Origin of the sequence: Hamadaea sp. NPDC051192 (assembly GCF_040682475.1) — a bacterium.
In the GTDB taxonomy this organism is placed as follows: domain Bacteria; phylum Actinomycetota; class Actinomycetes; order Mycobacteriales; family Micromonosporaceae; genus Hamadaea; species Hamadaea flava.
On sequence record NZ_JBFBAZ010000009.1, the window covers coordinates 61259 to 81236 of the forward strand.

The following is a 19978-nucleotide window of genomic DNA, read 5'->3' on the forward strand; positions in this document are numbered from 1 at the left end:
GGATGGAGCTGGTCGCCCAGATCTTCGAGTACATCGGCGTCGGGGTGCTCTGCGCCGGTCTGCTGTGGTCGGTCGTGGTGGCCGTGGACGCCTGGCGGCGCGAGGGCGGGGCGGCGGCGTACCAGAAGGTGCGGGCGACCTTCGGCGGTGTGCTGTTGCTCGGCCTGGAGATCCTGGTCGCCGCCGACCTCATCCGGACCGTCGCGGTGTCGCCGACGGTGGAGAACGTGGCGGTGCTCGGGATCATCGTGCTGATCCGGACCTTCCTCAGCTTCTCCCTCCAGGTCGAGATCGAGGGCCGGCTGCCCTGGAAGCGATCGAACGACCGCTGATCCGTCCGACGGCTTCGTCAGGCGAGGTGGACGGAGTCGAGCCACGGGCGCAGCACCGGCAGGACGTTGGTGGCCTGCATCGCTCCGGTGTGGTCGAGCCCGTCGAGGACGCGTACGCCCCAACCGGCGGCCGCGAGGTCGTCGCCCCGGCGCAGCAGCGGCCCGGCGATGTCGACGGTCACCCCGCCCCACTTCGGGCCGTATTCGATGATGTCCTTCGAGCCCGCGAAGCACAGCCGGGGCACCGACAGTGAGGCGGCGGCGTCGGAGAACGACTGCAACGCCACGTAGAGCACGACGAACTGGCCCGTCTGCTCGGGCGACAAGGTCAGCTCGGCCGAGTCCCAGACCGAGTCCGACTCCGACGAGGGTGGCTGGGAGGACGGGTCGACGGCCAGGTCGTGGGTCGCCTTCGTGACGGCCAGCATCGACGCGTACGGGCCGTCGAGGGGTGGGAAACCGCCCATGGCCAGCGCGGTGAGCCGGTCGGTGCGCAGGGCCAGCTGGAGGCCGGCGAGGGCGAGCCACGAATAGCCGTAGTACGCGAACCGCTCCACCCCGGCCGCGTCGGCGACCGCCAAGATGTCCTCGGCCAGGCGATCGGGCGTCAGGGGTACGGGATGCGCGAGCCGGTGCCCCTCGTAGTCGAACGCGACCACCCGGTAGGCGTCGGTCAGCCCGGCGATGAGATCGCGGCCGTTGGCCGGGTTCACGCCCCAGGCGCGCATCTCGTCAGCCTGCGTTCCCTCGACGGGCTGCGGATTCACCGGCATCAGCACGGCCGGGCCGGTTCCGTGCACCTCGTACGCGACCATGGCAAGATCTCCTTATCCTGTAAGGTGTTCCAGATTAGTTTACGGCGTAAGGAGATGCAAGTGGGTGTGTACGCGGGCCAGGGCGATCCGGCTTGGTCGATCTCGGCGCTGTGGCGGGAACGGCCGGTAGCGCGTACGCAGCCAGGTCCGAAGCGGGCGATCAGCCTGGACGAGATCGTGCGAGCCGCGACCGCGATCGCCGATCGGGACGGCCTCACCGGGCTGTCGATGCGCGCCGTGGGGGAGCGGCTCGGCCGGACGGCGATGTCGCTGTACACCTATGTCCCCGGCAAGAACGAGCTGATCGACGTCATGTACGACGGAGCGCACGCGGAACTGCCGGTCGCCTACGACCTCGCCGGCGGCTGGCGTACCGCGATCACGGCCTGGGCCGGCGACCTGCTGGAGTTCCATCTCCGTCATCCGTGGACCGTGCAGGTCTCGTTCGCGCGGCCGGTGCTCGGGCCGAACGAGCAGGTCGTGCTGGAGAACCTGGCGACGATCCTGCGCGCCACCGGGCTGCCGGCCGATCGGTGCCGCCCGCTGGTGACCGCGCTCTACCACCTCGTCCGCGGCAGCGCGCAGACGATCACGGAGGGCCGCAAGGCCGCCGAGGTCACCGGTACGCCCGACGAGCAGTGGTGGTCCGCCCGCAGTGCCCGCCTCCTGGCGGAGGTGCCCGACTTCGCCGCCCGGTTCCCCGAGTCGGTCTGGCTGAGTACGCGCGACGCCCAGCCCTATTCGCTGGAGGCGATCGCCCGGGAGGCCTTCGCGGGCGGGCTTGACCTGCTCTTTACCGGCCTTTCTGCCACAATTGCCGCAGATCATCCGTCAGACTCGGAAACATGTTCACCCGGCTGATGGAGTACTGGACGCTGCTCATGCCGCCAGTGGCGATCGTCGTCCTGGTCGGAGTGTGGCACCGGGACCTGCCGGGGTTCGCCGTGGCGCTCGCCGGGCTGGTGCTGGCCGGCGCCGTCCTCGCCGCGGTGCATCACGCCGAGGTGATCGCGCACCGGGTCGGGGAGCCGTTCGGGTCGCTCGTCCTCGCCGTCGCGGTCACGATCATCGAGGTCGGGCTGATCATCTCGCTGATGATCGGGGGCGGCGAGAAGAACGCCGCGCTGGCCCGGGACACCGTCTTCGCCGCCGTGATGATTACCTGCAACGGCATCTTCGGGCTGTGTCTCCTGGTCGGGGCGCTGCGGCGGCGGGTCGCGGTCTTCAACCCCGAGGGCACCGGCGCCGCCCTGGCCAGCGTCGCGACCGTGGCCACGCTGAGCCTGGTCGAGCCGACGTTCACCACGAGCGCTCCCGGGCCGCAGTTCTCGACCGCGCAGCTCGTCTTCGCCGCGGGCTCGGCCCTCATCCTGTACGCCTTGTTCGTCACCACGCAGACGGTCCGCCACCGCGACTACTTCCTCCCGATCACCTCCAAGGGCGAGGTCATCGACGAGGAGAGCCACGCCGAGCCGCCGACCGTCCGCCAGACCTGGGTGAGCCTGGGTCTGCTGCTGGTCGCCCTGGTGGCGGTGGTCGGCCTGGCCAAGTCCATCTCGCCCGCGATCGAGTCCGGCGTCGCCGAGGCCGGGCTGCCCGCGTCGGTCGTCGGCGTCGTCATCGCCATGCTCGTCCTGCTGCCCGAGAGCATCGCCGCCGTACGCGCCGCCCGGCGGGATCGCGTACAGACCAGTCTCAATCTGGCCCTCGGCTCGGCGATGGCCAGCATCGGCCTGACCATCCCGGCGGTCGCGGTCGCCTCGTTCTGGCTGAACGACCGGCTGCTGCTCGGGCTCGGCTCGACGCACATCGTGCTGCTGGCGCTGACGGTCGTCGTCGGGACGTTGACCGTCATCCCCGGCCGGGCGACGCCGTTGCAGGGCGGGGTGCACCTGTCCATCCTGGCGGCGTACCTGGTCCTGGCCGTGTCACCGTGAACCACGCCTCGATTCAAGATCAGACATGTCGATATGTATGTCTCGTGTAGGTGGTATGTACTCCGAGCTGTGAGTGTGGTCGCAGATCGCCCACACTGACGAGGAGGATCGATGCTCGGAAGAAAGCTCGGCGCCGCCCTGGCCGTGGTGCCCGCCGTCGTCACGGCAGTCGTGTTCGCCGTGAGCTCGCCGGCTGCCGCCGCCTGTAGCACCCACTCGTGGTCTGACAAGGACCCCGCGGGCGCGAACGAGTACACCGAAGAGTCCGCGCCGTTGCGTACGGGCCCGTACGAGGACTGCTCTGCCATCACGACGCTCCCGACGTCGACAGCACTCAATTACCACTGCTTCATCACGAACAGCTACGGCAACACGTGGACCCACGTCAAGGTGAAGGGCCGGGACCTGTCCGGCTGGATCTGGGACAACCACTTGAAGGACAACGGCAGCCCGAACCGCTGCTAGGCCTCCCCGGTGAAGCGCGGATGGCTCGAACCATCCGCGCTTCCGGCGGAAACCGGGCGACGGCGGAGTGGGCGATCGCGCCGAAGGCGGCCACAATCGAGGGACCTGATCGCTAAGGAGCTGCCCTCATGACCGCAGGCGAAGCCGCCGTCGAGCCCCGCCGGTCCTCGCGCGCCCTCTTCTTCGTGTCCGCCCTGGTCGTCGTGCTCGCCCTGCTGTTCGGCGTACCGTGGTGGACCCTGGTCGCCGCGCCCGGCTGGTCGACCCCGGTCGAGGTGCTGGGCAGCGTCGTCTTCGTCGTCGCGCTCGCGGCGTTCCCCGGCTTCATGTTCCTCGGGCACGGCCGCGGCCGCGACTGGGCCGCCCGCGCCGGCGACGTCATGCTCGGCGTGATCTGGGTGCTGTTCACCTGGTCCGTGGTCGGCACGCTGCTGCGCGGGGCACTCGCGCTCGGTGGGATCGAGAGCCAGACGGGCGCGCGGGTGGTCGCCGGGTCGGTCGCGGCCGTCGCGCTCCTGCTTCTCCTCTACGGGTACGCCGAGGCGATGCGCGTGCCCCGAGTGCGCCGCGTCGACGTGGCGATCCCGCGGCTCGGCGCCGGGTTCGACGGGGCCAAGGTCGTCCTGATCACCGACACGCACTACGGCCCGATCGACCGGGCGCGCTGGTCCAGCTGGGTGACCGAGGCGGTCAACGCGCTGGACGCGGACGTCGTCTGCCACACCGGCGACATCGCCGACGGCACCGCCGAGGCGCGCCGGGAGCAGTCCGAGCCGCTCGGCCGCATCCGCGCGGCGCTGGCCCGCACCTACGTCACCGGCAACCACGAGTACTACAGCCAGGCCCAGGGCTGGGTCGAGCGGATGCGGGAGCTGGGCTGGGAGGCGCTGCGCAACCGCCACGTCGTCGTCGAGCGCAACGGCGACCGGCTGGTGATCGCGGGCGTCGACGACGTGACCGCCGCCGGTTCGGGGCTGCCCGGCCACGGCGAGGACCTCGGCGCCGCCCTCACCGGGGCCGACCCGGCGCTGCCGGTGCTGCTGCTCGCCCACCAGCCGAAGCAGATCCGGCACGCCGTCGAGCACGGTGTCGACCTGCAGCTGTCCGGGCACACGCACGGCGGCCAGATCTGGCCGTTCCACTACCTCGTCCGGGTCGACCAGCCCGCCGTCGCGGGGCTGAGCCGGCACGGCGAGCGTACGCAGCTCTACACCAGCCGGGGCACCGGATTCTGGGGACCGCCGTTCCGGGTGTTCGCGCCGAGCGAGATCACCCTGCTGACGCTCCGTTCGGGGAGCTAGGACCGAGGAGGTCCCAGCGGTTCCCGGCGATGTCGAGGAACACCGCGATCCGCCCGTACGCCTCGTCGCGCGGCACCGTCACGAACTCGACGCCGGCCGCCGCCATGCGGGCGTACGCCGAGTCGAAGTCGTCGACGCGCAGGAAGAACCCCACGCGCCCGGCGACCTGATCGCCGACGGCGGCGGCCTGCCGTTCGCCGTCGGCCTGCGCGAGCAGGATCCCGGTACGCGCACCGGGCGGGCGTACCACGACCCAGCGCTTCGGCCGACCGTCGTTTGTGGTCGATGGAACGTCCTCCACGAGGTCGAATCCGAGCACGTTCACGAAGAAGGCGATGGCCGGGTCGTACTCGGCCACGATGAGGGCGATCAGCTCAAGGTGCACCGCATCACTGTAAAGATCAACGTTTGCTCAAAGTCAGTAGAGTGCACCGCATGTCAACACCCACCATCGAGGTCAGCGACCTGCGAAAGGCGTACGGCGAGGTGAAAGCCGTCGACGGGGTCTCCTTCGAGGTCCAGTCGGGGGAGTTCTTCGGCATCCTCGGCCCGAACGGCGCTGGCAAGACCACCACCCTGGAGATGATCGAGGGTCTCCGGGAGCCTGACTCCGGCCGGATCGCCGTCCTCGGCGAGAGCCCCTGGCCGCGCAACCCGAAGCTGCTGCCCCGCATCGGCGTACAGCTCCAGGCGAGCGCGTTCTTCGAGCGGCTGACCGCGCGGGAGCAGATCCGGACCTTCGCGTCGCTGTACGGCGTATCGGCGAAGCAGGCCGACGAGTGGCTGGCGATCGTGGGCCTCGAAGACATGGGCAACCTGCCGCACGAGAAGCTCTCGGGCGGCCAGCAGCAGCGGCTGTCGATCGCGTGCGCGCTGGCCCACAGTCCCGACGTGGTGTTCCTCGACGAGCCGACCTCCGGCCTCGATCCGCAGGCGCGCCGCAATCTGTGGGACGTCCTGCGCGGCATCAACGAGCAGGGCCGGACGGTCGTGCTGACCACGCACTACCTCGACGAGGCCGAGTCGCTCTGCGACCGGGTCGCGATCATGGACCACGGCCAGATCCTCCAGTCGGGGCCGCCCGCGGTGCTGGTACGCGAGCTGGACGCGCCGACCCGCATCGCCATCGAGAGCGGCACCATCACGCTGGCCGAGGCGCAGGCGCTGGCCAACGGGGCCGAACTGGACGACGACGGCGTCTCGCTGACCTTCGCCACCCGGCAGCCCGCCCCGATCCTCGCGGCGCTCGCCGAGCGCGACGCCCTGCGCGGGCTGTCCGTCCGCGGCGCGACCCTCGAAGACGTCTTCCTCAACCTGACCGGACGGGAGTACCGCGCGTGACCAGTTTCGTCAGCCTCTCCAAGGCGATGGCGCTCGGCTTCGTGCGCGACAAGACGGCCACCTTCTTCACCATCCTCTTCCCGCTGATGTTCCTCATCGTCTTCGGCGCGCTGTTCAAGGACACCGGGACGTCGAAGACCGAGGTGCTCCAGGTCGGCTCGGTCGCGGTGCTGGACCAGATCCCGGCGGACGCCCGCGGCGACGTGGAGCAGGTTCTCAAGATCACGAAGACGGACGACCTGGCGGGCGCGCTCGAGAAGGTCCGGGCCGGCGACTCCGACGCCGCCATCGAGCAGCAGGGCGGCAAGATCGTCGTGCACTTCTCGGCGGCCGACCAGGTCAAGGCGGCCACCGTACGCGGGATCATGGAGAGCATCGTCCAGCAGGGCAACCTGGCGGCGGCCGGGGTCTCGACGCCCGCGCTGTCGTTGTCGGCCGAACCGGTCGAGGACAAGTCGATGAAGACCATCCAGTACATGACGCCGGGCCTGTTGGGCTGGGCGATCGCCAGCGGCGCGACCTTCGGCGCGGCGCTGACGCTGGTGTCCTGGCGGCAGAAGAAGATCCTGCGGCGGCTGCGCCTGTCGCCGGTCTCGGTCGCGTCGATCGTCACCGCCCGGGTCGGCGTCAGCATCGGCATCGCGCTGCTCCAGTCGGCCATCTTCATCGGCGTCGCCCTGCTACCGGTCTTCGGGTTACAACTGTCGTCCTACTGGTGGGCCTTCATTCCGATCATGATCGCGGGCACGCTGGCGTTCCTCTCGATCGGGTTGCTCGCCGGGGCGGTGTCCAAGACCCCGGAGTCGGCCAGCGCCATCGCCAACCTGGTCGTGCTGCCGATGGCGTTCCTGTCCGGCTCCTTCTTCCCGCTCGACTCCGCGCCCGGCTGGCTGAAGACGGTCTCGAACCTGCTGCCGTTGAAGCACCTGGTCACCTCGATGCAGGACGTGATGGTCCGCGGGCAGTCCCCGTCGGTGACGCTGCCCGCGATCGGCATCCTGCTCGGCTTCACCGTGGTGGTGACCGGCGCGGCCGCCCTGCTCTTCAAGTGGGACGATGTCTGATGTGCTGACGTATTACGACGACAAGTCCGGTGAGCGGGTCTCGCTGTCGGCGGCCGACCTCGGGGTCTGGGCCGGGCGTACGGCGGATCTGCTCACCGGCGAGTGCCGGTTGCGCCGGGGCGACCGGGCCGGCGTACTGCTCCCACCGCACTGGCTGACCGCCGCCGTGCTGCTGGGCGCCTGGTCGGTCGGGGTCAGCGTGGACTATCGCGGGTACGCGACCGCCGGGCTCGGTGATCCCGGCGGTCCCTACGACGTCGTCTTCGCCGCCCCGGATCGCGTACGCAGCATCCTGGAGGATGTGCCCGAGGCGAACTGGCAGTTCGTCGTGGGATCGCCCGTGCCGGAGGGCTACCTGGACTTCGTCGCGCTCGTCGAGCAGCGCGACGCGGTGACGCCGGCCTATCAGGAGATCCTCGGCAGCGACGCCGCGAGCGTCGACGGCACGACGTACGGGGCCTGGGAACAGCTGGCCCGGGGAACGGCGACGGCGATGGGCATCCAGCCCGGCGACCGGGTCCTGATCGACGCGGCCGAGCACGACCACCCGGTGAAGTGGCTGCTGGCCCCGATGACCGTCGGCGCGTCCGTCGTCCTGTGCGCGAATCTCGACCCGGCCGTGGTGGCGAGCCGGGTCGAGGCGGAGGGGATCACCCGGGTGCTCGGAGCAGTACCGGAGACGTCCCGCCACTGATCAGCTCGCGCGGCGTACCAGTGCCGTCGGCGGGGACGGTGAAGATCCGGCCATTGCGGGCGTACGCCACGGTCGCGGGGTCGAGCCAGACCGCCTGGTCGTCCACGCCCTGCGTCTCGGCCAGGTCGACCGACCGCAGCCCGGCCAACTCCAGGACCGCCAGCCGCCACGGCGCTCCCGGCGCGGCGTCGTCCCGTCGTTTGTAGACGATCCGGGTGCCGTCCGGCGACAGCGACGGGCACTCGACGCCGGTGGTCACGGTGTGCGCCTCCCACTTCGCGTAGTCGCCCCGGACCAGGTACGTCCGGCCACGCGTCGAGACGGTCGCGTAGAAGGTCGAGTCGTCGGCGGCGAACGTCACGCCCCAGTAGTTCACGTCGGGGGAGTAGTACCGGCGGCCGTCGACATAGAGCTGGATGTTCTCCATGTTGATCACGGCGTACCCGGTGCGGGTGTCGAGGATGCCGGTCCAGGTGGAGAAGCCGCTCGTGCGGTAGGAGTCACCCGTCACGAACACCGTCCACGAGAGCATCCGCCCGCTGCGCGACACCTGCGCCCGGCTCGGCACGCCCGCCAGCCGAATCCGCCGGGTCTCGTGCAGGTCGCGGTCGAGGATCAGCGCGGTCGCCGTCGGCAGGCTCGCGCCGACATCCCCGGTCAGGCAGATCGCGCTGGACGCGGCGACGGCGAAGCGGTCGCACCGCAAGCCGAGCGGTTGCCTTGGGCCGCTCGGGTCGGTCGCGCGTACCGAGGCGACCTGGCCCGCCGAGTCCCGGAAGTAGATCCGGTCGTCGGCCAACGTGGTGGACCCAGTCGGGGCGGCGGGCTGCCGGACGCTCACGGCATACGCGGTCGCTCCGCCCGTGAGGACGAGCGCGACGGCCGCCGTGATCCAGGCCCGCCTCATCGCAGCACCCGCGCCGCGCCCGCGATCGCGCCGATCAGTCCGACCGCCATCACCAGCAGCGCCGTCCGCTCGCCCCACGCGGTCCACAACGCGCCGACCGCGAGCGACGAGAGGAACCGGGCGGCCGCCTGCACCGTCTGGATCATCGCCAGTCCAGTGGTACGCCCATCGGCGGGCAACTGTGGAGCCGCCAACGCCATGAGCACTCCGTCGGTGGCGGCGTAGAAGAGCCCATGGAGGGCGAGCACACCGACCAGCGCGACCGCTGCGCTGGGCGTACCCGCAAGAAGGACAGTGGCGGCGACCAGGGCGAGATGGCCGCCGAGCAGGACCCGCACGCGACGGGTGTCGGCCAGCTTGCCGAGCGGTACCGCGAACAGCAGGTAGATCGCGGCCGTGCCCAGCGGGAGCAGCGGGAAGAGGTGGATCGGCACCGCGCCGGAGCGTTGCAGGAGGAGGTAGACGAAGAAGTCGCTGACGGTGAACAGCCCGAGCCCGGCCGCGGCCAGGCAGATTCGCCGCAGCGACCGGTCGCGCAGGATCGCCCACATCGGACGCGGAGCCTCGGTCCGCCGTGGACTGTCTCGGACATGCAGGAGCAGTACGCCGACGCCGAACACGGCGACGCAGAAGCTCACGCCGAACACCGCCCGGTACGCGCCACCCGTCGCGGCCAGGACGGCGAGCGCGGCCAGCGGGCCGAGCAACGCCCCCAGCGTGTCCATCGCCCGGTGTACGCCGAACGCCGTCCCCTGCCGCCCGGCCGGCACCGCGGCGGCGATCATCGCGTCCCGAGGCGCGGTACGCAGGCCTTTCCCGGTGCGGTCGGCGACGATGGCAGCGGCCAGCGGCCCGATCGCCGCCCCCGCCAGCAGTACGCCGACCTTCGCCACCGCCGAGAGCGCGTAGCCGAAGACGGCCACCGGTTTGGCCCGCCACCGGTCGGAGATCCGGCCGCCGATCGGCCGGAGCACCGCCGTGACCCCGAAGGAGAGCGCGTCGGCGAGGCCGAGTTGCAGCGGGGTGAGGCCGAGCGTGAGCGCGAGATAGAGCGGCAGCACGGCGGTGACCATCTCCGAGGAGACATCGGTGACCAGGCTGACCGCGCCGAGGGCGAACACGGTGGCCGGGACGGCGCGCAGCGCACGCCGTCCCGGTGCCGGGAGATCCCGGTCGACGGTTACGTACATCAGTGGCAGGTGTACGTCGGGCTGGTGTCCTTGACCGTGCCGTCGGTCCCGATCAGCTGCCACGAGAACGTCGTGTCGGTGAACGAGAGCTTCAGCACGCCGAACGTCCCGGACAGCCGCTTCTGGCTGTTCGGCTGCACGTTGACGATGTCGTACGGGGACGCCCCGCCCATGCCGCCGAGCACCTCGACGAGCCCGTTCGGATCGGCGGCCGCGGTCGGGCTCTGCGGGCCGAACCGCTCGTAGTGGTGATCGTGCCCGTTGAGGACCAGGTCGGCGTGGGCGGCGTACAGGAGTTGCCAGGCCTGCCGGCTGACCGGGTCGTTGCCATGGTCACCGGAGCTGAACAGCGGATGATGCCAGTACGCCGCCACGCACCCCTTCGTAGTGCCGGCCAGATCGTTCTGGAGCCAGGTCAACTGGGCCGAATCGGTCAGCGTGTTCGAGTCCAGCACGAGGAAATGCCAGTTGCCGTAGTCGTAGCTGTAGTACGACTTGCCCTGCGGGTACGCGATACTCCCGAAGTAGGACTTGTAGCCGGCCATGGACCCAGCGGGGTCGTAGGTCTCGTGGTTGCCCGGCGCCGGGTGCATCTTGGCCTTGAACGCGCCCCACGACTTGTCGAAGTAGTTCTGGAAGTCCGACAGCCGGGCGTCGTCGTACTGGTTGTCGCCCATGGTGATGACGAACGCCGGGTTCATCGCCGTCACCAGGGCGGCCGTCTTCGGGTGCTGACACGAGCTGGTCGACGCCGTGCACTGCTCGGCGATGTCACCGGCGGCGGCCACGGTGAACTGGGTTCCCGTGCCGCCCGTCGGACTCGGGCTGCTGGTCGGGCCCGGGCTTCCGGCGGCTCCGACCGTGAGTCTGTCGACGTTCGGTCCGCCGGTGCTCGCCGTGGCGGTCGCGCGAACGGTGTTGCTCCCGGCGACCAGGGTGACCTGAATCGTCTGCGTCGCCCAGGTGTCCCACGTCGCCGTCGGGGCGAAGGCCACACCGGTCGCGGCGGCCGCCCCGTTGACCGTGACGTCGAGCGGGCGGTTCGCGGTGGTGCCGTTGGCGTACCGGACGGTGAGGGTCGCGGGACCGGCCGAGGTGGCGGTGATCGTCCACTGTATCCAGCCACCGGCGACGTTCACGTAATCCACGAAACCGGTGCCGGTGAACCCGGTGTGGTTGGTGGCGACGGCGGCCTGCGCCAACGAGGCGTCCTCGGCCTGATAGTCCGTGGCGGACTGGCCACCGGGCCCGTAAACCTCGAACTCGAACAGCGAATACCCGTACGCGGTGCCGCGCTGAGTTCCATACACCCGGACGTACCGTGTGGTGGCGGTCAGACCGGAGTGATCGTCGGTGCCACCGTTCTCCCCGGACGCCGACTTGATCGTGGTCCACGTGGAGGCATCGGCCGACCCCTCCAACCGGTACGCCGACGCGTACGCGGCCTCCCAGACGAGCCGGATACGGGAGATCGGGACGGCTGACCCGAGATCGACTCGGATCCACTGCGGATCCGAACCTTCGACGCTGGCCCACCGGGAGGCGGCGTCCCCGTCGACCGCGAACTGTGCGGCGTACGCGGACGACTCGACGGACGAGGCGGTCACGGGCTTGTTCCGGGAGAGCAAGATGTCGGCGGCATCGGCCTGCTGGGCGACTATCGCTATCGACGAGGCGAGCAGGACGGCGGCTAGGGCGGCGAGATGTCGTTTTGTGGGCACGGTGGGCTCCTAGGGGTACGGGAGGATCACCGGCCGGGTCAGTTCATCACTGAGCGCGTCACGCTGTTTTTTGCGCCGCGCCGAGCCGTTTCGTTGGCACGATCATCGATGCGTTTGGTCTTCGTGTCAAGGGCGGCCGGACACTGGCTGACCCACTCTGGGCGGTCAGGCTTGATCCCGACGTGGGTCAGCCAGTGTCCGGCCTGGGTTGGTATCGGGCGTGGGGGGTTGGGGCTAGTGGGGTTGGACTGGGTTGGCATGGTTCGACTGGATGGGCAGTCTGGTGGTCTGGCTCCGCGGTGCTGGTTGGTTTGGGGCGGATCAGGGTTCTAAGTCGAATCTTGGGACAAGATTCGACTTAGAACCCTGATCCGCTGCGGGCCGCGGGGTGGGCGGCGCCGGGTGGGGTTAGAAGGTTTTGGCTAGGTCGGTGGTGGTGGCGCGGGCTTGGGTTCGGCCGGTGGTGGGGTCGGCGGTGGCCAGGTTGGGGCGGAAGGCGACCTCGGTGATGTCGGTGATCCCGGCCCACTCGAGCCAGTCGTGGAAGAACGGCTGCTGGTGGTCGGTGCCGAAGGCACGCCCGCGGTCGTCGCCGTACACCGCGCCGGTGTAGATCACGGCGGCCTTCTTCCAGCGCAGCAGGCCGGTGTAGCCGGCCTCGGGGTCGAAGGAGAAGACCATGCCCGGCTGGCTCACGACGTCGATGAACTGCTTGAGGATGTACGGCACCCCGCTGTTCCACATCGGAACGGTGAACAGGTACCGGTCGTAGGCGTCGAAGCGCTGGAACGCGGCGCGGGCGGCGTCCCAGGCTTCGGCCTGGGCGCCGGTGGGCGTACCGCCGGCGAAGATCGTCATCTTGGCGTGCGCGGCGGCCGGACCGAACTGCGGCAGCGTGCCGTCCCAGAGGTCCCAGGTGTCGACCGCGGCCCCCGGATTCACCTCGCGATAAGTCGCCAGGAACGTCTCGCCGAGGGCGAGCGACTCGGACTGGTCGCCCCGGGGCGAGGCGGAGATGTGCAGAAGCTTGCTCACGGAAACCCTCCTCAGATTCGGACCGCAGTCCGATTACCTGTCCGACTGTAACGGACTGCGGTCCGGATCGCCCAGTGAAGTGCGACGTAGGTCACGTTCCTGCGATGGAGGTCGATGCTTGCGCCACCGGGTGGGCCCGTCCACACTGGACGCTTCGGAGGTGGGAGATGCGCGCGATCGCGGTGACTGCGCTGGGCGGACCGGAGGTTCTGCACGTCGTGGACCTGCCCGATCCGGCCGCCGGGCCAGGCCAGGTGCTGGTTCGGGTGCGGGCGGCGTGCGTACAACCGGCCGACGCGGCGGCCCGGGTCGGCCGGCTCCCGGGCGGTCCGGTTCCGCCGCCGTTCCAGCCGGGCTGGGACTTCGCCGGCGACGTGGTCGCCGTCGGCGCGACGGACAGCCGGTTCCACGTCGGCGACCGCGTCGTGGGGCTCGTGCCGTGGCACCTCACCCGCGGCGCGCCCGGCTCATACGCCCAGCTCGTGGCGGTTGACGTCGACTGGCTCACCGAACTGCCCACCGCGCTCGACTACGCGACCGCGGCGACCCTTCCGCTCAACGGCCAGACCGCGAGCCAGGCCGTGCGCATGCTCGCGGGCGACGGCCCGCTGCTGGTCGTGGGCGCGAGCGGGGGAGTGGGCGGCTTCGCGGTCCAGCTCGCCCGCCAGGCCGGCCAGCGCGTTCTGGCCGTGGCCAACGATCATGATCAGGATTGGGTACGCGAGATCGGCGCGGACGAGGTCGTCACGCGGTCGGCGGGGCCGGCCGCGCTGGGTCAGGTGCCCGCGGTGTTCGACGCCGTTCCAATCGGCGCGGCGGCGGCGAACGCGACGAAGGACGGCGGAGTGCTCGTCACGACCCGGCCGACCGATCCGGTCGACCCGGCGCGAGGCGTACGCCAGCAGGTCGTGCTCATCCGGCCGGACCAGCGCGTCCTGCGGGATCTGGTGACGGCCGCAGCGGTCGGGCGGCTGCGTACGCGGGTGGCGGCGACGATCCCGTTCGAGCGGGCTGCCGAGGCACATCGCATCATGGCGACGGGCGGCCTGCCGGGCAAGGTCGTGCTCACCTTCTAGCCATGCGCTCCAGCGTGCGCGCGTTGTCGATCGCGGCCGCGCCGTGATCGTTGTTGAAGTACACGTAGACGCACTGCCGGCTGAACGCGTCCTGGACGCGGTCCAGCCACGATGTCAACGCGGTACGCCCGTAGCGTGGTCGAGGCCGGGCCGTCCCCTCGTGCAGGCGCAGATAGCCGAAGTCCGCCGTACGCCACAGCGGCGTGACCGGGCGTCCACCGCGATCCGCCCAGCTCAGCGCGGCGTTGTACTTCTCCAGGACACGCCGGACGTCGTCGGTCCACCACGACGCGTGCCGAGGCTCGACGGCGACCCGCACGTCCTGCGGGAAGCGGCGCAGCGTCTCGGTGAGCGCCTCAGGATCGGCCCGCAGGGTCGGCGGCAGCTGCAGCAGCACCGGTCCGAGCCGGTCGCCCAGCGCGTCCGCCCGGCTCAGGAACCTCGCGACCGGCTCGGCGGGGTCGGCCAGCCGCTTGATGTGGGTCAGATAGCGGCTCATCTTCACCGCCACGCAGAACCCGTCCGGCGTACGCGCCCGCCACTGCTCGAAGGTCGACCGCTCGGGCAGGCGATAGAACGCGTTGTTGACCTCGACGGTCGCGAAGCGCTCGGCGTAGTACTCCAGCCAGCGCGCCTGGGCGAGGTCGTCCGGATAGAACGGGCCGCGCCAGTCCCGGTACTGCCAGCCGGACGTGCCGATGAGGAGCACTCGTGGTGCGTACCCGGTTTCGGCGAAGCTACGCCGCGCTCAGCGGCGCCCGCCGCCGAATGCCCAGCGCCGTTGCAGCGGGTAGTTGATCAACGGGAACACGACGATCACGATGGCCTGGGCCAGCAGCACCGGCACCGAGACCAGTTCGACGAGCAGTGGCATGGTGACCAGGCCGAAGACCAGCGCCCAGAGGCAGGTCGCGTAGAACCGCAGGAACTGGGCGAACCCGCCCTGCCCGGCCTGGTAGACGCCGTGCTGATAGATCGGGTATGCCGTGACCGTCGTGAGGAAGTTCGCGATCGTCAGCGTCACCAGGTAGTGGACGTGGTGGCCGACCAGCAGGAACAGCACCGAGAAGTACGCGTACGAGATGACGGCGGTGATCCCACCCGCGAGCAGGTAGCGCACTCGCGAGTCGTTGAGCAGCGTGACGGCGAGCCGGCCGACGCCGGGCACGTCGTCGAGCCACGCCGGAATCCAGGGATGGCGTTCCTGAGCTGGTGGCGCGGCCTCCATCGGAGGGCTGGTCTGAGTCACCTGATCCTCGCTCAGCGGACGACCGTCTGCTGCTCGGCCTCGCGCTGCGCGGGCGTCGCGGCGAGGCTGACCCGGTCGCGGATCACGTAGGTGGGCCGGCCCATGCCGTGCGAGTGGATGCGCCCGACGTACTCGCCGAGTACGCCGATGGCGATCATCTGGACCGAGGCGAAGATGGCGACCACCGTGGCGATCGTGGTGAATCCGGCGACCGTCGTGTTCCCCGTGAAGTAGAGCCAGAGCAGACGGCCGACGAGGACCAGGCCGGCGAGGCCGACGAGGAATCCGACATAGGTGACGATCCGCAACGGCCGCACCGAGTAGCCCACCGCGATGTCGACGGCCCGGGCGATCAGCGTACGCAGCGTGTAGCCGGACTCGCCTTCCTGGCGGTGCTCCATCCGGACCGCGACGCCCACGATCCGCGTCGTCGTCCAGGACAGCGCTACGTCGATCGACAGGTGCGGACCGGTGATGAGGTCGAACCCGCCGCGCAGGAAGGAGCGGAAAGCACGGAAGGCGCTGAGGTTGCGGGCGTCCGGTACGCCGAGCCCGAGCGTGAGGGCCGCCTTGAGACCACGGGAGCCGATGTTGCGCCCGACCTTGTGCTCCTCCTCGACGGAGACGCCGTAGACCAGGTCGACGTCGTCTTCCAGCGCCGTGAGCAGGCGCGGGATCTCCTCCGGCGGGTGCTGGAGGTCGTCGTCCATCGTGACGATCACGTCGAACCGCGCGGCGCGTACGCCGGCCACGATCGCGTTGTGCTGGCCGTAGTTGCGGGCGAGCCGGATCGCGCGGGTGCGCTCGTGAAGCTGGGCGAGGTCGGCCGCGACCTGCCAGGTGTTGTCGGGGCTGCCGTCCACGACGAGGATGATCTCGTAGTCGCCCGGCTGTTGCGCCAGGACCGGGTGGAGCCGCTCGACCAACGCGGGGAGCGTCTTCTCCGACCGGTAGCAGGGAATGACGACGGAAACGGACATGCAACAACCTTTCGCGGCGCAGCGCGCCCACCCTACTCCCAGGTGGCGGGTCGCGCGAAATGATCGCACGACCCGCCGGAGTGTCCTCAGCGGACCCGGAACTCCAGGACCGCCTCGGTGATCCGGGTCAGCTCCTCCGGCCGCAACCCGGCGAACAGCGGCAGGCGAAGCAGTCGGTCGGCGGTCGCGTCGGTGACCGGGCAGCCTTCCTCCGGCGCCCGGCCGTACTGCACGCCGGCCGGGGCCGAGTGCAGCGGCTGGTAGTGGAACGTCGCCTGGACGCCCCGCTCCTTCAGGTGGGCGAGCATGGCCTGCCGGTTGCCCAGGTCCGGGAGCAGCAGGTAGTAGAGGTGCGCCGGGTGCACCCGGTCGGCCGGGACCGTCGGCTGGGTGACGCCCTGTTCGCGGGCCCAGCCGGCCAGCTCGGCGTGGTAGTGGTTCCAGACCGCCATGCGCTGCGCTTGGATCTCCTTGAACTCCTCCAGCTGCGCGCACAGGAATGCCGCGAGCAGGTCGGAGGGCAGGTAGCTGGAGCCGACGTCGATCCAGCGGTACTTGTCGACCATGCCGCGGAAGAACTGGCCCCGGTTGGTGCCCTTCTCCCGGATGATCTCCGCGCGGTCGTGGAACTCGGCGTCGCCGAAGACCAGAGCGCCGCCCTCGCCGCAGTGGACGTTCTTGGTCTCGTGGAAGCTCTGGGTGGCCATCGCGCCGATCGAGCCGAGCGGCTGACCGTGGTAAAAGCCGCCCAGGCCGTGCGCGTTGTCCTCGATCACGACCAGCCCGTGCCGCCGCGCGATGTCGCCGATGGCGTCCATCTCGCAGGCCACCCCGGCGTAGTGCACGACGACGATCGCCTTCGTCCGCTCGGTGATCGCCGCCTCGATCAGGCGCTCGTCGATGTTGAGGGTGTCCGGGCGGCAGTCCACGAACACGGGGATCGCGCCGCGCAGGGCGTACGCGTTGGCGGTCGAGCAGAACGTGAACGAGGGCAGGATCACCTCGTCGCCCGGCTGCAGATCGAGCAGGATGGCCGACATCTCCAGCGCGTGTGTGCACGACGTGGTCAGCAAGGCCGAGGGCGCCCCGACGATCTCGGTCAGTAAGGCCGACGCCCGCTTGGTGAACGGCCCGTCGCCGGACAATGGCCCGTTGGTCATCGCCTCGGTCATGTACGCCGTCTCTTGACCGGTGATGAAGGGCCGGTTGAACGGGATGGGCAAAGGGTTGTCCTGCACGGGTATGGACCCTAGCAACAATCTTGGCGAAGTGAGAGGTAGCATCCTGCGATGTTTGACCTGATGGGGAGATGATCATGTTATTGGAAGCGACCAAGGCCGACCTCGCCTTGATCCGGACATGGCGTAATCATCCTCGCGTCCGGGACACCCACTTCTACACGCGCGAGATCACGCCGGAGCAACATCTCGGCTGGTGGGCCACGGTCGAGCGCGGCGAGCGCAAGGTATTGATCTTCCACTATCGCGACCGGCCCGCCGGAGTCGTTCATTTCGGGCAATTCGATCAGGCGGAAGGCTCGGCCCATTGGGGCTTCTTCCTGGACATCGAGGGCCTGGAGGAGCGCCGGGAACTGCTGGGCGCTTGGCTGCAAATGGAGCAGGAAGCCGTGGACCACGCCTTCGACGTGCTCGGGCTGACCTGGCTGCGCGGCGAGACGCTGATCGACAACTCGGTGGTCCGTCAGTTGCACAAGCGATTCGGCTTCACCGAGAGTCCGGTCTTCGAACGAGAGGTCGACGGCGTGACGCACCAGGCCGTGGTCACCGAGATGCATGCCGACTCCAGATCGGCCCGCCGCCGGTGAGCCCGGTGTCCACCGACGCCCCGCGATCCGCGTGGCGTCTGCTGGCCTCCGGCTGGGTTCCCGCCGGGTTGACGGCGCTCTTCGCCGTGCTGCTGCTCAAGGCGTACGGGGTCGGGCTGACCGACCTCGCCCTGTACAGCGGCTACATTCTCGTCGTCGTGGCGCTGCCCGGCCTGCTGCTGTGGCGGGCGCTGCGCCGCAAGGCCGGCCCGATCGCCCTCGACATCGCCGCCGGGCTCGCGCTGGGCTACCCGCTGAGCGTGTTCGTCTACATCGGATTCCGGGCGATCGGCGTACCGCAGCTGGCGGTCGTGCCGTCGATCCTGGTGGTGGCGGCCTTCGCGCTCGTGCCCGGGCTGCGCCGGCATTGGCGGGGATCGGGCGAGCGCGCGCCGATGTGGTGGTCCTGGATCCTGGCCGGGTTCGTCGTCGCCCTGTTCTGCTGGACCGCGATCGACTTCTTCCGGCGCAACGGGACCAGCTGGCCCGGCAACAGCCAGCCCTACCAGGACATGGTCTTCCACCTCGCGCTGGCCGCCGAGTTCAAGCACCACTTCCCGGCGATGATCCCGTACGTCATCGACGAGCCCCTGCACTATCACTGGTACTACCACGCCCACCTGGCCGCGGCGAGCTGGGGCAGCGGCGTCGAGCTGCAGACTCTGCTGTTCCGGCTGGGCCTCATGCCCGTGCTGGCCGGCTTCGTCGTGCTGACGGCGTACACCGCCAAGGCGGTGGTCAAGACCTGGTGGTCCGGGCCGGTCGCGGTGTTCTTCACGCTGGTCGGCGTGTCCTGGTTCAACACCGTCGGCACCGGGTGGATGCTGATCAACCTCTGGATCAGCCCCACCCAGATCTTCGCCGCGATGATCTTCGGCGCGTTGGCGTACCTGGTCGTCGACCTCCTGCCCCGGACCGCGACGAAGGGCGAGTGGCTGCTGTTCGTGCTGCTCGCGGCCGGCGTCGCCGGGGCGAAGGCGACGTTCGTGCCGATGCTGCTCGCCGCGGCGGCCTTCGTCGCCGCGGTCGGCCTGGTCTTCCGCCGCCGGCTCGATCGCACCGCCCTGATCGCGACCGTGCTGACCGCGGTGGTCTTCGTGGGGGCGATGCTGCTGCTGTTCCGGGGCGGCTCGGCCGGGATGCGGATCGTGCCGTTCGCGATGCGCGACCCGGCGGAGTCCTACGCCGAGATGGCGCTCCGGATCGTCGTCGGCTGGCTCGGCGTCTGGGCCGGCGTGCTCGGACTGGTCGTGGCGGGCCGGCGGGCGCTGAATCAGGCCGTGCTGTTCTGCCTGGGACTGGGCGCGGCCGCCATCGGGGTCGTGTTACTGACCTCCCAGCCCGGCGGCAGCCAGATGTACTTCCTGTCGTCGGCCAAGCCCTACCTGGTGATCGCCGCGGTGGCCGGCATCGCCGGGCTCCTGGGCGAACCGGTGCGGCAGTGGCGTCGCGGGCTCGCGTTCGTGCTCGTCGCAGTGATGCTCGGCGGTGCCCTGACGAACCTGGACGCGTACACGAAGCCGATCGAGAACGCCACGAAGACCGGTCTCCGGGGCTACCCGCGCGGCACGACCGGGCAGATCCCGCGCGGCGGCATCGACGCGATGCGCTGGCTGCGGGACCACTCGTCGCCGGACGATCTGGTCGCGACCAACGTCCACTGCCTGCGGCCGACCGTCCCGATCTGCGACAGCCGCAGCTTCTGGGTGTCGGCGTACGCCGAGCGCCGGGTGCTGGTCGAAGGCTGGGTCTACACGGACTCGGCGATGAAGGCGGCCGGTACGCGTAAGGACTATCAATGGACGCCCTACTGGGAGCCCGAGATCCTGGCCGCGAACGACCGGGTCTTCACCGCGCCCAGCGCCGAATCGGTCGCCGTACTGCGAGACAAGTACGGAGTCCGGTGGCTGGCGGTGGACCGCCGCGTCCCCGCCGACGTCACCGGGTTGGCCGCGGTCGCCGACCTCAAGTACACCGACCACGACACCCTGGTCTTCGAAGTCCGGCGCTGACCGCGCCGGCCCGCCCCGCCGGATCAGGCGGGGC

Annotated in this window: 21 protein-coding genes; 11 read left to right on the forward strand and 10 right to left on the reverse strand. The window is 70.0% G+C overall.

Annotation, left to right across the window (positions count from 1 at the left end; genetic code table 11):
• Window positions 1-2 precede the first annotated feature (2 nt).
• Entirely contained in the window at window positions 3-332 is a 330-nt protein-coding gene (locus AB0M47_RS06225; RefSeq protein ID WP_363409232.1) for a DUF1622 domain-containing protein, read from the forward strand.
• A gap of 17 nt (window positions 333-349) precedes the next feature.
• Here AB0M47_RS06225 and AB0M47_RS06230 read toward each other — a convergent pair whose 3' ends face one another.
• The gene (locus tag AB0M47_RS06230; protein WP_363409235.1) at window positions 350-1147 is read right to left on the reverse strand and encodes an alpha/beta hydrolase; all 798 of its coding nucleotides are present in this window, start codon (window positions 1145-1147) and stop codon (window positions 350-352) included.
• Window positions 1148-1207: 60 nt separating this feature from the next.
• On the opposite strand from AB0M47_RS06230, the gene AB0M47_RS06235 reads away from it, so the two are divergent.
• From AB0M47_RS06235 to AB0M47_RS06250, 4 genes are all read left to right on the forward strand, one after another.
• On the forward strand, window positions 1208-2008 hold the full coding sequence (locus tag AB0M47_RS06235; protein ID WP_363409238.1) for a TetR/AcrR family transcriptional regulator C-terminal domain-containing protein: 801 nt from the start codon (window positions 1208-1210) through the stop codon (window positions 2006-2008).
• Complete coding sequence (locus AB0M47_RS06240; protein WP_363409241.1) at window positions 1993-3084, forward strand: ionic transporter y4hA; 1092 nt, start codon at window positions 1993-1995, stop codon at window positions 3082-3084. The genes AB0M47_RS06235 and AB0M47_RS06240 overlap by 16 nt, the downstream gene beginning before the upstream one ends.
• Window positions 3085-3195: 111 nt before the next feature.
• A complete protein-coding gene (locus tag AB0M47_RS06245) occupies window positions 3196-3549 on the forward strand; it encodes a hypothetical protein (protein WP_363409244.1) in 354 nt (117 codons plus the stop codon).
• A gap of 128 nt (window positions 3550-3677) precedes the next feature.
• Complete coding sequence (locus tag AB0M47_RS06250; protein ID WP_363409247.1) at window positions 3678-4850, forward strand: metallophosphoesterase; 1173 nt, start codon at window positions 3678-3680, stop codon at window positions 4848-4850.
• Here AB0M47_RS06250 and AB0M47_RS06255 read toward each other — a convergent pair.
• Window positions 4819-5235, reverse strand: coding sequence for a VOC family protein (locus AB0M47_RS06255; protein WP_363409250.1), 417 nt, complete (start codon window positions 5233-5235; stop codon window positions 4819-4821). The genes AB0M47_RS06250 and AB0M47_RS06255 overlap by 32 nt on opposite strands.
• A gap of 50 nt (window positions 5236-5285) precedes the next feature.
• Between AB0M47_RS06255 and AB0M47_RS06260 the strand changes: the two genes are divergently transcribed.
• From AB0M47_RS06260 to AB0M47_RS06270, 3 genes are read left to right on the forward strand one after another with little or no spacing between them, the layout of a single operon-like run.
• On the forward strand, window positions 5286-6191 hold the full coding sequence (locus AB0M47_RS06260) for an ABC transporter ATP-binding protein (RefSeq protein ID WP_363409253.1): 906 nt from the start codon (window positions 5286-5288) through the stop codon (window positions 6189-6191).
• A complete protein-coding gene (locus tag AB0M47_RS06265) occupies window positions 6188-7255 on the forward strand; it encodes an ABC transporter permease (protein ID WP_363409256.1) in 1068 nt (355 codons plus the stop codon). The genes AB0M47_RS06260 and AB0M47_RS06265 overlap by 4 nt, the downstream gene beginning before the upstream one ends.
• The gene (locus tag AB0M47_RS06270) at window positions 7248-7949 is read left to right on the forward strand and encodes a TIGR03089 family protein (protein WP_363409259.1); all 702 of its coding nucleotides are present in this window, start codon (window positions 7248-7250) and stop codon (window positions 7947-7949) included. Before AB0M47_RS06265 ends, AB0M47_RS06270 begins: the two co-directional genes overlap by 8 nt.
• On the opposite strand, the gene AB0M47_RS06275 is transcribed toward AB0M47_RS06270, so the two are convergent.
• From AB0M47_RS06275 to AB0M47_RS06290, 4 genes are all read right to left on the reverse strand, one after another.
• Window positions 7906-8856 (reverse strand): hypothetical protein, encoded by a 951-nt coding sequence (locus AB0M47_RS06275; RefSeq protein WP_363409262.1) that lies wholly within the window; start codon window positions 8854-8856, stop codon window positions 7906-7908. The genes AB0M47_RS06270 and AB0M47_RS06275 overlap by 44 nt on opposite strands.
• Window positions 8853-10046 (reverse strand): MFS transporter, encoded by a 1194-nt coding sequence (locus AB0M47_RS06280; RefSeq protein ID WP_363409265.1) that lies wholly within the window; start codon window positions 10044-10046, stop codon window positions 8853-8855. Before AB0M47_RS06280 ends, AB0M47_RS06275 begins: the two co-directional genes overlap by 4 nt.
• A complete protein-coding gene (locus AB0M47_RS06285; protein WP_363409268.1) occupies window positions 10046-11767 on the reverse strand; it encodes a discoidin domain-containing protein in 1722 nt (573 codons plus the stop codon). The genes AB0M47_RS06280 and AB0M47_RS06285 overlap by 1 nt, the downstream gene beginning before the upstream one ends.
• A 408-nt stretch (window positions 11768-12175) precedes the next feature.
• Window positions 12176-12802 carry an NAD(P)H-dependent oxidoreductase gene (locus AB0M47_RS06290; protein WP_363409271.1) on the reverse strand — a complete coding sequence of 209 codons (627 nt, stop codon included), beginning with the start codon at window positions 12800-12802 and terminating at the stop codon, window positions 12176-12178.
• A gap of 167 nt (window positions 12803-12969) precedes the next feature.
• On the opposite strand from AB0M47_RS06290, the gene AB0M47_RS06295 reads away from it, so the two are divergent.
• Window positions 12970-13878, forward strand: a complete 909-nt coding sequence (locus AB0M47_RS06295; protein WP_363409274.1) for an NADP-dependent oxidoreductase — start codon at window positions 12970-12972, stop codon at window positions 13876-13878.
• Here the strand turns inward: AB0M47_RS06295 and AB0M47_RS06300 are convergent.
• The 4 genes from AB0M47_RS06300 to rffA all read right to left on the reverse strand — a co-directional run bounded on the left by AB0M47_RS06300 (window position 13868) and on the right by rffA (window position 17345).
• Window positions 13868-14587: a DUF72 domain-containing protein gene (locus tag AB0M47_RS06300; RefSeq protein WP_363409277.1), complete on the reverse strand. Its 720-nt coding sequence runs from the start codon at window positions 14585-14587 to the stop codon at window positions 13868-13870. The genes AB0M47_RS06295 and AB0M47_RS06300 overlap by 11 nt on opposite strands.
• A gap of 39 nt (window positions 14588-14626) precedes the next feature.
• On the reverse strand, window positions 14627-15127 hold the full coding sequence (locus AB0M47_RS06305; protein WP_363409279.1) for a GtrA family protein: 501 nt from the start codon (window positions 15125-15127) through the stop codon (window positions 14627-14629).
• Window positions 15128-15138: 11 nt separating this feature from the next.
• Window positions 15139-16107 carry a glycosyltransferase family 2 protein gene (locus AB0M47_RS06310; protein WP_363409282.1) on the reverse strand — a complete coding sequence of 323 codons (969 nt, stop codon included), beginning with the start codon at window positions 16105-16107 and terminating at the stop codon, window positions 15139-15141.
• A gap of 86 nt (window positions 16108-16193) precedes the next feature.
• The gene (gene rffA, locus AB0M47_RS06315) at window positions 16194-17345 is read right to left on the reverse strand and encodes a dTDP-4-amino-4,6-dideoxygalactose transaminase (protein WP_363409285.1); all 1152 of its coding nucleotides are present in this window, start codon (window positions 17343-17345) and stop codon (window positions 16194-16196) included.
• 77 nt (window positions 17346-17422) lie between these two features.
• Between rffA and AB0M47_RS06320 the strand changes: the two genes are divergently transcribed.
• Both AB0M47_RS06320 and AB0M47_RS06325 read left to right on the forward strand, forming a co-directional pair.
• On the forward strand, window positions 17423-17932 hold the full coding sequence (locus AB0M47_RS06320) for a GNAT family N-acetyltransferase (protein ID WP_363409288.1): 510 nt from the start codon (window positions 17423-17425) through the stop codon (window positions 17930-17932).
• Between the two features lie 5 nt (window positions 17933-17937).
• The gene (locus AB0M47_RS06325; protein WP_363409291.1) at window positions 17938-19944 is read left to right on the forward strand and encodes a hypothetical protein; all 2007 of its coding nucleotides are present in this window, start codon (window positions 17938-17940) and stop codon (window positions 19942-19944) included.
• Window positions 19945-19978: the final 34 nt, after the last annotated feature.

Coding starts and splice junctions, on each gene's coding strand:
- AB0M47_RS06225 (WP_363409232.1), top strand. CDS start 3: ATGGAGCTGGTCGCCCAGATCTTCGAGTACATCGGCGTCGGGGTGCTC.
- AB0M47_RS06230 (WP_363409235.1), bottom strand. CDS start 1,147: ATGGTCGCGTACGAGGTGCACGGAACCGGCCCGGCCGTGCTGATGCCG.
- AB0M47_RS06240 (WP_363409241.1), top strand. CDS start 1,993: ATGTTCACCCGGCTGATGGAGTACTGGACGCTGCTCATGCCGCCAGTG.
- AB0M47_RS06245 (WP_363409244.1), top strand. CDS start 3,196: ATGCTCGGAAGAAAGCTCGGCGCCGCCCTGGCCGTGGTGCCCGCCGTC.
- AB0M47_RS06250 (WP_363409247.1), top strand. CDS start 3,678: ATGACCGCAGGCGAAGCCGCCGTCGAGCCCCGCCGGTCCTCGCGCGCC.
- AB0M47_RS06260 (WP_363409253.1), top strand. CDS start 5,286: ATGTCAACACCCACCATCGAGGTCAGCGACCTGCGAAAGGCGTACGGC.
- AB0M47_RS06270 (WP_363409259.1), top strand. CDS start 7,248: ATGTCTGATGTGCTGACGTATTACGACGACAAGTCCGGTGAGCGGGTC.
- AB0M47_RS06275 (WP_363409262.1), bottom strand. CDS start 8,856: ATGAGGCGGGCCTGGATCACGGCGGCCGTCGCGCTCGTCCTCACGGGC.
- AB0M47_RS06280 (WP_363409265.1), bottom strand. CDS start 10,046: ATGTACGTAACCGTCGACCGGGATCTCCCGGCACCGGGACGGCGTGCG.
- AB0M47_RS06295 (WP_363409274.1), top strand. CDS start 12,970: ATGCGCGCGATCGCGGTGACTGCGCTGGGCGGACCGGAGGTTCTGCAC.
- AB0M47_RS06310 (WP_363409282.1), bottom strand. CDS start 16,107: ATGTCCGTTTCCGTCGTCATTCCCTGCTACCGGTCGGAGAAGACGCTC.
- AB0M47_RS06320 (WP_363409288.1), top strand. CDS start 17,423: ATGTTATTGGAAGCGACCAAGGCCGACCTCGCCTTGATCCGGACATGG.